The 10,738-nt window shown below is 70.7% G+C and carries 11 protein-coding genes; 10 read left to right on the top strand and 1 reads right to left on the bottom strand.

Annotated features, from left to right (window positions below):
- From PSU4_RS29570 to PSU4_RS29615, 10 genes are all read left to right on the top strand, one after another.
- Positions 1 to 196 (top strand): MmoB/DmpM family protein (locus tag PSU4_RS29570; RefSeq protein WP_186817258.1); only part of this gene is annotated, 196 nt, incomplete at its 5' end.
- A 10-nt stretch (positions 197 to 206) separates the two neighbouring features.
- Positions 207 to 1,265, top strand: a complete 1,059-nt coding sequence (locus PSU4_RS29575) for a ferritin family protein (RefSeq protein WP_147115758.1) — start codon at positions 207 to 209, stop codon at positions 1,263 to 1,265.
- A gap of 121 nt (positions 1,266 to 1,386) precedes the next feature.
- Positions 1,387 to 1,719, top strand: coding sequence for a Rieske 2Fe-2S domain-containing protein (locus PSU4_RS29580; protein WP_246115430.1), 333 nt, complete (start codon positions 1,387 to 1,389; stop codon positions 1,717 to 1,719).
- Positions 1,719 to 2,957, top strand: coding sequence for an NAD(P)/FAD-dependent oxidoreductase (locus tag PSU4_RS29585; RefSeq protein ID WP_147115762.1), 1,239 nt, complete (start codon positions 1,719 to 1,721; stop codon positions 2,955 to 2,957). The genes PSU4_RS29580 and PSU4_RS29585 overlap by 1 nt, the downstream gene beginning before the upstream one ends.
- Positions 2,954 to 3,349, top strand: a complete 396-nt coding sequence (locus tag PSU4_RS29590; protein WP_147115764.1) for an uL22 family ribosomal protein — start codon at positions 2,954 to 2,956, stop codon at positions 3,347 to 3,349. The genes PSU4_RS29585 and PSU4_RS29590 overlap by 4 nt, the downstream gene beginning before the upstream one ends.
- On the top strand, positions 3,346 to 3,675 hold the full coding sequence (locus PSU4_RS29595; RefSeq protein ID WP_147115766.1) for a metal-sulfur cluster assembly factor: 330 nt from the start codon (positions 3,346 to 3,348) through the stop codon (positions 3,673 to 3,675). Before PSU4_RS29590 ends, PSU4_RS29595 begins: the two co-directional genes overlap by 4 nt.
- 104 nt (positions 3,676 to 3,779) lie before the next feature.
- A complete protein-coding gene (locus tag PSU4_RS32865) occupies positions 3,780 to 4,529 on the top strand; it encodes a GntR family transcriptional regulator (protein ID WP_281290755.1) in 750 nt (249 codons plus the stop codon).
- Between the two features lie 52 nt (positions 4,530 to 4,581).
- Entirely contained in the window at positions 4,582 to 5,997 is a 1,416-nt protein-coding gene (gene purB / locus PSU4_RS29605) for an adenylosuccinate lyase (RefSeq protein WP_147115770.1), read from the top strand.
- Positions 5,990 to 7,489, top strand: coding sequence for an aldehyde dehydrogenase (locus tag PSU4_RS29610; protein ID WP_246115431.1), 1,500 nt, complete (start codon positions 5,990 to 5,992; stop codon positions 7,487 to 7,489). Before purB ends, PSU4_RS29610 begins: the two co-directional genes overlap by 8 nt.
- Positions 7,490 to 7,591: 102 nt before the next feature.
- Positions 7,592 to 8,680: a mandelate racemase/muconate lactonizing enzyme family protein gene (locus PSU4_RS29615; protein WP_246115434.1), complete on the top strand. Its 1,089-nt coding sequence runs from the start codon at positions 7,592 to 7,594 to the stop codon at positions 8,678 to 8,680.
- On the opposite strand, the gene PSU4_RS31640 is transcribed toward PSU4_RS29615, so the two are convergent.
- Positions 8,604 to 10,541 (bottom strand): integrase, encoded by a 1,938-nt coding sequence (locus PSU4_RS31640; protein ID WP_186817259.1) that lies wholly within the window; start codon positions 10,539 to 10,541, stop codon positions 8,604 to 8,606. The two genes, PSU4_RS29615 and PSU4_RS31640, sit on opposite strands and share 77 nt — an antisense overlap.
- Positions 10,542 to 10,738: the final 197 nt, after the last annotated feature.

Raw genomic sequence — 10,738 nt, forward strand, 5'->3', positions numbered from 1 at the left:
CCCCTCCTACGTTCGGATCCACGCTTCCAACCATCTGCGGGTGACGTCGGAGTCGCTCAAGCGGCACCTGGGTGAGGGATTCGAGATCCGCTCGCTGGAGGCGATGATGTCGTCGTTCTCCGGCCGCATCTACACGTCGAGCGAGTCCGTCGAATGGTCGCTGGGCCCGCGCCCCGCCCGGACGTCGGCGAGCTGAGGAGAACGACATGAGCGAGACCCCGACGCCGGCGCAGCGGTCCCAGCCGTCGAAGCCGCGTCTGCGCACCTGGAGCGCGTTCGGCGACATCCGGCGGCGTCCCAGCGAGTACGAGATCGTCACCCACCAGACGAACTGGACACTGCGAGAGGGCCGCAAGGCGCCGCTGGAGGGCAACCCGTCCTCTCCCGGGAACCTGTGGCTGACCGCCTACCGCGAGAAGTCGCCGCTGCAGGTGCAGGACTGGGACGGGTTCCGTGACCCGGACGCCCACACCTACCGGTCCTACGTCGTCATGCAGGACGAGCAGGAAAGCCAGATCTCCGGCCTGCTCGAGCAGTACGGGTCGGCGGAGTCCGACGCAGCGTCGACGCCGACATGGCGGCACACGCTGTCCCAGGTCTTCACCCCGTCGCGGTTCCTGCTGCACGGTGCGCAGCAGATCGAGGCGTACATCGGGTACGTCGCGCCGTCGTCCTACATCACGAACGCGGCCGCGCTGGCCGCTGCGGACCTCCTGCGCCGGGTGACGCAGGTGTCCTACCGGACCCGTGAGCTGCAGATCGCCGACCCGCATGGTGGTTTCGCCACCGGCGAGCGCGGGCTGTGGCAGACCTCGCAGGCGTGGCAGCCAACCCGCAAGGCGACCGAGCTGGCGTTGATCACCTTCGACTGGGCGGAGGCGTTCACCGCGCTCAACCTCGTATTGCTCCCGACGCTCGACGATGTGTTGCTGCGCCAGCTCGGCGAGGTGGCCCGGGACAACGGCGACGAGCTCACCTGGCTGGTGAACTCCCACCTCGCGCGGGACTCCGAGCGTCGGGCCCGGTGGTCCGGTGCGCTGGTGCGGCACGCTCTCGACCAGCGCGCCGGCAACGCCGACGTCCTGAACAAGTGGATCGCCAAGTGGTCCGTCCGGGCGGACGCCGCCGCCAACGGCCTGGGGACGCTGCTCGACACGCTGCCCGAGCACGGCCGACCCGCGGAGTCCGTCGTGGAGCAGGCACAGGCGGTTCGAGCCCGGTTCCACGAGGAGCTGGGTCTGGGCTCGGCGGTGCCCGCAGGCTGATCGCCCCTCTGCGGTGGCACCGGGGCCGGCTCGCCCACCCCGCCGGCGAGTACGGCCCCGGCGCCGCCGCCCACAACCTACGAAGCCAATGAGGTCTGGAGGCAGTAATCCCGTGGCTCCCGTGAACGATGTCCCGTCCGCAGCCGCGGGCACCTGGACGGCTGCGCTCGCCGAGGACGAACTCTGGGAGGGGGACATGACCGGCGTCACCGTCGACGGAGTCAAAGTGCTGTTGATGAACGTCGACGGCAACGTGCGCGCCTACCGCAACCGCTGCCCGCACCAGGACTGGGCCCTTGACGAGGGTGAGTTCGAGGACGGCACCCTGGTCTGCTCCCGGCACCTGTGGGAGTTCGACGCCCTGTCGGGCAAGGGGATCAACCCCGACGACTGCGCGCTCACGACGTTCCCGTCCAAGGTTGAGGGCGGCACGATCTGGGTGTCGGTGGCCTGATGACACCCAGCCGGTGCGTGATCGTCGGCGGTGGCACCGCCGCGGCCGCGGCGGCCGCCTCCCTGCGTTCGGCCGGGTTCGACGGCTCCCTGACCCTGGTCAGCTCGGCCGACGCCCCGCCCTACGAACGCCCGCCGTTGTCGAAGGGCTTCCTCACCGGCGCGTGCAGTGCCGAGGACCTGCAGCTGCGCCCGTCGAGCTGGTACGACGACAACGACGTGGAGCTGCGGCTCGGCACGACCGCCGAGGCGCTCGACGTCGACGAGCACACTCTGACACTCGGCGACGGGGAGCGGATCCGCTACGACCGGGTGCTGCTGGCCACCGGGGGGACCCCCCGCAGGCTGCCCGACGTCGAGAGCGACCGGGTGCTCTACCTGCGCGACATCGGCGATGCCGAGGCGCTGGCCAAGCGGCTGGTGCCCGGTGAGCCGCTCGTCGTGCTCGGCGGCGGCTTCATCGGCTGCGAGGTCGCCGCGTCGGCTCGTGCCCTCGGCGTCGACGTCACGGTGCTGGAGATGGCCGAGCAACCGCTGCAGCGTGTCGTGGGCGCGGAGGTGGGCCGGGTCGTCGCGGACATCCACCGCGAGCACGGCGTGACCCTGCGCACCGGCGAGCGGGTCGAGACCGTGCGGGCCGACGTCGACGGCGTGCGGGTGACCACCGACCGCGGACCACTCGAGTGCGCGACCCTTGTGGTCGCGGTGGGGCTACGGCCGTCGACGGAGCTCGCCGTGGACAGCGGGCTGGCCGTCGACGGGGCCACCGGCGGGATCGTCGTGGACCGGTTCTGCCGCACCACGGCGCCCGACGTCTACGCCGCCGGGGACGTCGCCGCCCACGACCACCCGCGCTACGGCCGGCTGATCCGGGTGGAGCACCACGACAACGCGGTCCGCCAAGGCGCCGCCGCGGGCCGTGCGATGCTCGGGGAGCGCAAGGCCTACACCGACCCGCACTGGTTCTGGTCCGACCAGTACACCCACAGCATCCAGCAGGTGGGCCGGGCCGACGGGTGCGACGAGACCGTGGTCCGCGGCTCCCTGGCCGACCGCGACTTCTCGATGATCTCCCTGTCGGCGGGCCGGGTCTGCGCCGTGTTCGCCCTCGACCGCGGAGTGGACATCCTCGGTGGCCGTCGGCTGATCGACTCCGGGGTGACGGTCACCGCGGAGCAGCTGCGGGACGAGTCGGTGAGCCTGAAGAAGCTCGCGACGGCGGGAAGGAGCGACAGATGACGATCGAGGTCCCGGCCGCGCCCGGCACGGTCCGCACCTTCGTGGGGTCGACCAGCCAGGCCCGCATCGAGGAGCGCGAGGCGACCCGGGCGCTGGTCCGCGTGACGGGCATGGTCGCGGCGGAGGCCGCCCACGCACTGCGGTTCGCGGCCGGCACCATCTGCCCGGCCGTCGTGCGGGTGGTGGACGAGGCCCTCGCCCGTGCCGAGCGCGAGGCGGGCCTGACCGCCGAGCAGCTGCGGATCGTCTCCTTCGAGGTGGGACCGGGGGAACCGGTGACCAGGGTCCGTCGCCTCGCCCACGGCCGAGCCGACTGGATCACGACCCGAACGACCGCCATCCGGGTGGAGCTCAGCACCGCATTCTTCCCGACGAGGAGTGATACGCCATGACGACAGCAACCGCCACGACGAGCGAACGGGTCCACGAGGCCCTGCGAGAGGTCCTCGACCCCGACCTCGGGGTGAACGTCGTCGACCTTGGCTTCCTCTACTCCGTCGACATCGACTCCGCCGGCGGCGTCACGCTGAAAATGACGCTGACGTCGCCGGCGTGCCCACTGACCAAGGTGATGGAGGACCAGATCCACACCGCGCTGGTGGAGTCCGGGATCGTCCCCTCGGTCACGGTGGAGTGGGTGTTCTCGCCCGTCTGGACTCCCGCGCGGATCAGCCCGGACGGTCGTGACCAGCTGCGTGCCATCGGCTTCTCGATGTGAGGACACCGTCCGCCACCCAGCCGTCCGCCGTGCGGCATGCTCCTCCTGATGAGGTGGACAGCCGTTCGTCGACAATGCGCTCCGTCGGGCGCGGTGACCTAGCGGTGCCGCGCGCCCGCACGCGGGTGGACGTCGCCTACCGTGCGCTGGCCAACGAGCTCCGGGACGCGATCCTCGCCGACCATTTCGCCGACGGCGCAAAGCTGCCGACCGAGGCCGAGCTCAGCCGCGACCGCGGGGTGAGCCGACAGACCGTCCGACGTGCCTTCCAGGACCTGGTCAGTCAGGGGCTCGTCTACCGGGTCCCCGGCCGGGGCACGTTCGCCAGCGACCGAGGAGGCCAGTACCTGCGCCAGTTTGGCTCCATCGAGGACCTGATGGGAATTACCGTCGACACCGAGTTCGAGCTGCTCATACCGTTGCACGAGGCGGTCGACGCCGCTGCCGCGAGTCGGCTCGGGGTGGCAGGAGAGCGTGTGATGAGCACGACGTTCCGGCGGATCCACGGCGGAGTAGCGTTCTGCTCCACGAGGGTGTTCCTCCCGCTCGAGGTCGGCCGGACGGTTGCACGATCCCCGGAGCTCACCCAGCTCGGCTCGGTGCAGCGGGCGACGGTCATCGGCCTCATCGACGCTGTGGCAGACCAGCCGATCACCGACGCGGAGCAGGTGATCACGGTGGCGCCGATGCCTGCGGAGATCTCGGGACACCTTCGTGCGGCACCGGAGACCCCGGTGCTCCGCATCGACCGGACGTACTACGACGCCACCGGTTCGGTGGTGGAGCTGGCGATCAGCTACTTCCTCCCCGAGCACTACAGCTACCGGGTCCGGCTGCAGCGCACCATCCACTGACGCCGCGGGCGACAGCGCGGCAACCGGGGCCCACGACAGCGGCGAGAGAGACATGACAGACACATACGAGCACCGTCACACGGCGCGCGAACCCGAGCCCGCACACCTGATCGACTCCCGAGTTCTCGGATCCCTGTTCGCGTCGGCCGAGATGAAGGCGGTCTTCAGCGACCGGGCCATGGTCCAGGCCTGGCTCGACACCGAGGTCGCTCTGGTGGAGGCGCAGGTGGAGTGCGGCGTCGCGCCGGCCGAGGCCGCCCGCGACATCGCTGCGGCCGCACGGTCGGAGGAGATGGACCTCGCGGCCATCGCCGCCGAGATCGAGCGGACCGCGCACCCGCTGGTGCCGGTAATCCGCGTCCTGGCCGGGCTGAGCGGCGAGGCAGGCGCGTGGGTCCACTACGGAGCGACCACACAGGACGTCACCGACACGGGCCTTGTGCTGCAGTCCCGGCGTGGTTTGGACTTGGTGGAGGCGCGGCTGCGCAGGTTCATCGATGTGCTGGCCGAGCTGGCGGAGCGGCACCGTGACCTCCCCATGGTTGGCCGGACGCACGCCCAGCACGCGCTCCCGATCACACTCGGCTTCAAGTTCGCCGTGCTCCTCGCGGAGTCCGAGCGCCATCTCGAACGCGTCAAGGCGGTCCGCCCCAGGGTCCTCGTCGGGCAGCTGGGCGGCGCGGTCGGCTCGATGGCCTCCTTCGGTCCGCAGGGTCCGGAGATCGCCCGGCGGATGATGGACCGGCTCGGTCTGGGCACGCCCGACATCGCCTGGCACACCGCACGGGACAACCTGACCGAGCTGACGTGTGTGCTCGCGATGCTGTCGGCCACCTGCGGGAAGATCGCCAACGAGATCCGGGTGCTGCAGCGCTCCGAGGTGGCCGAGCTCGAGGAGCCGTTCGCGCTCGGCAAGGTCGGCAGCAGCACCATGCCGCACAAGCGGAACCCGATGTTCGCCGAGTTCGCCGTCTCCAACGCCATCCTGAACCGGCATGCGCCGGGTGACATGCTCGCCGCGATGGTCCAGGAGCACGAGCGGGACATGACGATGTGGGGGGTCGAGTGGTCGGCCGTGCCACAGTCGTTCATCCTCGCCGGCGGCGTTCTCGAACGCACCACGACCTTGCTCGAGGGCTTGGTCGTTCACCCGGATGCGATTCGGCGCAACCTGCACCAGCTCGGTGACCTGATGCTGTCCGAGGCTGCGATGATGCATCTGGCTGGCACCCTCGGCAAGACCGAGGCCCATGAGGTCGTGTACCGGGCCTCGATGTCGGCCTGGGACTCGGGGCGAACGCTGCGGGAAACCCTGCTCGACGATCCCGAGGTGAGTTCGCGTACCGATGCGGCCGAGCTTGAGGCACTGCTCGTGCCGGAGTCCTACCTCGGTTCGTGCCCGGCGTTGGTCGACCAGGTGCTCACCCGCCACAAGCTGCGTCTCGCCGAGGAGGAGTCCGGTGTCTGAGTCCCCGTCCACCCGCACCGAGGCCGTCGCCGGCTACTCGATGCGCATCGGTGACCGCTGGGCCGATGCCCTCGACGGCGCCCGGTTCGAAACCGCCAACCCGTACACGGGCGCGGCTTGGGCGAGCGTGCCGGACGCCTCGCCCGCGGACCTCGAGCTCGCGGTCGAGGCCGCCACCGCGGCCATGGCCGGTGAGTGGGGCCGGATCAGCGGCTTCGAACGAGCCCGCCACATGCGGCGCTTCGCCGACGTCCTCGAACGGGACGCGGCCGAGCTGGCCCGGTTGGAGAGCACCGACAACGGGAAGCTGCTGCGCGAGACCTCGGTCCAGACGAAGGCCCTCCCCGAGTGGCTGCGGTACTTCGCGGGGATCGCCGACAAGCTCCAGGGCGACGTCATCCCCGGCCAGAACCCCGACTTCCTGATCTACACCCGGCACGAGCCGGTGGGCGTCGTGGGTGCCATCGTGCCCTGGAACTCCCCGCTCTCGCTGCTCATGTGGAAGCTCGCCCCGCTCCTGGCCGCCGGCTGCACGCTGGTGGTCAAGCCCTCCGAGTACACCCCGGTCACCGCGTTGGAGCTGGCGAAGCGGGCGGAGGAGGCGGGCCTGCCGCCAGGTGTGATCAACGTCGTCACCGGGTGCGGTCCCGAGCTCGGCGCCGCGCTGGTGGCCCACCCCGGTGTGCGGCACATCGCGTTCACCGGCTCGCCGTCGGTCGGGATCAAGGTCGCGCAGGGCGCCGCCGGTCATCTGGCGCGCACGACCCTCGAGCTCGGGGGCAAGTCCGCCCAGCTCGTGTTCCCCGACGCCGACCTCGACGCCGCCGTCGACGGAGTGATCTCGGGCATCTTCGCGGCATCCGGCCAGACCTGTGTGGCCGGGTCGCGGCTGCTCGTCCACGACGACATCCACGACGACTTCGTGGACCGGCTGGCCAAGCGGGCGGGCGCCATCGTGCTGGGCGACCCGCTCGACCCCGGCACCGAGATGGGCCCGCTCGCCAACCGGGCACAGCTCGACGTCGTGAGCGGGTTCGTCACCCGGGCAACCACCGACGGGGGTCGCGTGGCCGCGGGCGGGTCGACCGACCCGGCCCGCGGCGAGCTGTTCTACCGGCCCACGATCGTGACCGACGTCCAGTGGGACATGGAGCTCGCCCAGGAGGAGATCTTCGGCCCGGTGCTGGCGGTCCTGCGGTTCACCACCGAGGACGACGCCGTGCGGATCGCCAACGCGACCCGCTTCGGCCTCGCTGCCGGGCTGTGGACCTCCGACGTGCGCCGGGCGCACCGCATCGCACACCGCCTGCGTGCCGGCAACGTCTGGATCAACACGTACCGGAAGGTCGCTCCGGACGTCCCGTTCGGCGGCAGCGGCTTCAGCGGGTGGGGCCGGGAGAGCGGAGTCGACGCTGTGCGGGAGTACGCCGAGACCAAGGCGATCTGGGTCGACCTCGCAGGTACCCGACGAGACCCGTTCGTGCTCGGCTGACGCAGCGACGCGCTGCTCCTGACACGCCGACGATCTCATCGCGGTGACCCGATCCCGGAGGTTCCATTGGGCCTGAGGCCCCTGACCATCACGGACGTGGAAGTGGTCCCCGTCCGGGCCCCGTTGTCTCGCGAGTTCCGCGGCAGCTACTACCGCATGACGCACCGCACGACTGTCGTCGTGCGTCTACGCACCAGCGAGGGCATCGTGGGTGAGGCCTATGTGGGGGACGAGGATGCGAGCGCGGCCGAGATCGTCGACGTCCTGCGCAAGGAGGTGAGCCCTGTCCTCATCGGCATGGACGCAATGGCGACTGAGAAGTGCTGGGCGGCGGTGTACCCCGTGACGTTCGACATCCTGCGGGACCGCCGGATCGGGCTGGTGGCGCTCGCGGCGGTCGACACCGCGGTGTGGGACGCCGTCGGTAAGGCGCTCGGCCAGCCGCTCTGGCGGCTGTGGGGCGGTGCCCGCGACCGGGTGCCGATGATCGCGATCGGCGGCTACTACGGTGAGCCGCTCGGCCCGATCTCCGAGGAGATCGGCTACTACCGGGAGGAGCTGGGTCTTGCCGGGGTGAAGTTCAAGGTGGGCGGGCGCAGTCCTGAGGAGGACGCCGATCGGGTCGCACAGGCCCGCCAGGCCGCTGGACCGGACTTCGTCCTGTGCATCGACGCCAACCAGGGCTATACCGTCGCAGAGGCGGTCCGGCTCTGTGAACTCGTCCGGCCGTACGGCGTCCGCTGGTTCGAGGAGCCGGTCCGCTGGCACAACGACCGGCGCGCCCTCCACGACGTCCGCGCGATCGGAGGCATCCCGGTCGCAGCCGGGCAGAGCGAGCTCACCCCGAGCGGATGCCGCGATCTGATGGAGGCGGGAGCCGTCGACGTATGTAACTTCGACGCCTCCTGGTCCGGTGGACCCACCGCCTGGCGCCGCACGGCGGCGATCGCGGCCGCCTACGACGTGGCGATGGGTCACCACGAGGAACCCCAGGTAAGCCTGCACCTGATCGGCAGCGTGCCGCACGGGACCTTCTCTGAGTGCTTCCACCCCGACCGGGACCCATTCTGGTGGTCGCTCGTCGTTAACCGTCCGCCGATCGTTGACGGAGCCCTCACCCTCCCCGACGGGCCGGGCCTGGGCTGGGAGCTGGACTGGGACTACATCGAACGGCACAGGCTTGATGTCTGATCATGCCGCTCCATGACGGCACGGCCAAAGGCTCGCCGGCGACGGGACGCTTGCGGTCCCAGTGACCGGTGACGGCGTCGGCGAGCTCCCGGCCGCCGTTGAGGTGGCCGCCTACCGGATCCTGGTCGAGGCGCGGACCAACGTCGCCCGGTACGCCGGGGCAGCGCCCTGCGCCGGCGGTGCCGCCGCCGGGGCCGCCCTGGGGACGACGGCCAGCTCGACCCGCGCCGGGGTGGAGATCCGGCGATCGGGTGATGAGCTGCTGCTCGACAAGTGGGTCGTCGACGAGAATCAGGGAGTTCTCCGCTCGTGCCGCGAGTTCCAGGGGCTGGACCCGGTTGGTGATCTGGGCGTGGACGAGGCGGTCGAAGCCGGCGCCGACGAGGGGGGCGATGGTGCGGACGGTGGCGTCAAGGGCGATGGCCGAGGTGCTGCCTCCGTGCACGACGATGTTGCGTTGGCGGTAGAGCCGGCGGAAGACACCGCAGAGGGTGGAACGGACATCACCGAGCTGCGCGCGTGGTGAAGCGAGGACGGCTCGCATGCGTTGTGCGGCTGCGACGTCGGTCGGTCTCGCCAGCGTGAGCGTGTCTTCTCCGCGGAGGTTCTGGGCGAGTGCGCGGCTCCTGTCGAGGTTGCGCGTGCTGGCAGCCAGGGCGCGCGCGAGTTCGTCGGGGGTGCCGGGGCGGTGTCGGTAGGACAGGGCGGTGAATTCCGCTCGGGGCCAGGAGCAGGTCACGATGGCTGCAAGGCGGTCGGCGGCGACGACCTTGCCTTCTTCGATGTCGGCCTGGTCGCCGGGGTGGGTCAGGAGCGACTCGATCGCGGCCCACGCTCCGGTGGCTGCGGTGGCGACTGAGCCGTCGTTGAGCGGGGCGGCGAGCTCGAGTGCCTCGTCGATGCGTTCACCGGCGTCGGTGACGTACATGGTGCCCTCGCTCTCGAGGGACAGGATGTTGGCGCCGCGGCTCGCTGGGGCGAGGGGAAGCGGTCGGGGGTGGCCGGCCACCCAGATCCGCCCGACGGGGACGAGCGGTCGCGGTGCTCCTCGCGCGTAGGTGCGGCGAGCTTCTAGCCGCTGGACGTTGGCGGCCGCGGCCCGTCCGGCGGCCGCCGGATCCTTCGCGTGGAAGGTGTAGACGAAGGCGCCGTTGTGCCGGGGCGGTTCGGCTACGCCGTGTTGCGCGAGCCATGCCGAAGTCTCGGCGGGGGACTGCCACTCAGGAAGGTGCGCGGCAAGGCGGCCGGGGTCGGGTACGGAGATGAACGGGACGAGGACCTCGAACTCCTGGTCAGCGCGTTCAGCCAGTGTCGTCGCTTCGGCGAGTAGATCACCGATGGTTGCGTCGGGGTTCGTGCTCAGCGCGTGGGCCCATCTGTGCAGGCTGCCATTGCTGTGCCCGCTGTCGAGGAGGTGGGTGGCGATCGCCCGGGCGAGCCGCTCCGGCGAGGGTGGCTGGGGCGAGTCGACCGCGAGAGCCCAGCGGCCGAGGTAGCCGCTGGTGATCATGGGTAGCAGTTGGACGAGGCGGCGGCGTTCCCGGCTGTCGGGCGCCAGCTCCGAGCGCAGCAGAGCGGTCAGTTCCCGGCGCAGGGCGCTGTTGCCCAGGCCGCGGTCGGGTCCGAGCTGCCGCTCGAGCGCGTGCCGGTACCAGCCGAGGGCACCCGCTGAGAGGACGCGGTCACGTACCCAGTCACCCGCCTGGGCGATCTCCCGCAATGCGAGGATGCTGCTGAGGTCCCAGAGCCGGCGAGGCCAGGGGGTGGTGTCGGCGAAGAAGTCGAGTAGTCGAGCGATGACGTGACGTCCGACCGGGTCGGCGTTGAGCAGCCTGCTCGACAGCGGTGGGTCAGCGCTCACGTGTGCTAACCTAGCTGCAGCGCTTGGCGCGAGATCTTAGATAGGGGAGCCGCCCACTGGGCCGCTCCCCACCTTTTTGCCCACCGGCAGCGTGAGTCTTTGGTTTGGCGCGTGAGCAGCAGTGCCTCCGCAATCAAGGATGATCACGTGCCGGTAGCGGCCTTCCACGGGGCCTTCGGGTCGGCCAGGGTGTCGTG

The sequence above is a fragment of the Pseudonocardia sulfidoxydans NBRC 16205 genome, from assembly GCF_007989085.1.
Lineage (GTDB): Bacteria > Actinomycetota > Actinomycetes > Mycobacteriales > Pseudonocardiaceae > Pseudonocardia > Pseudonocardia sulfidoxydans.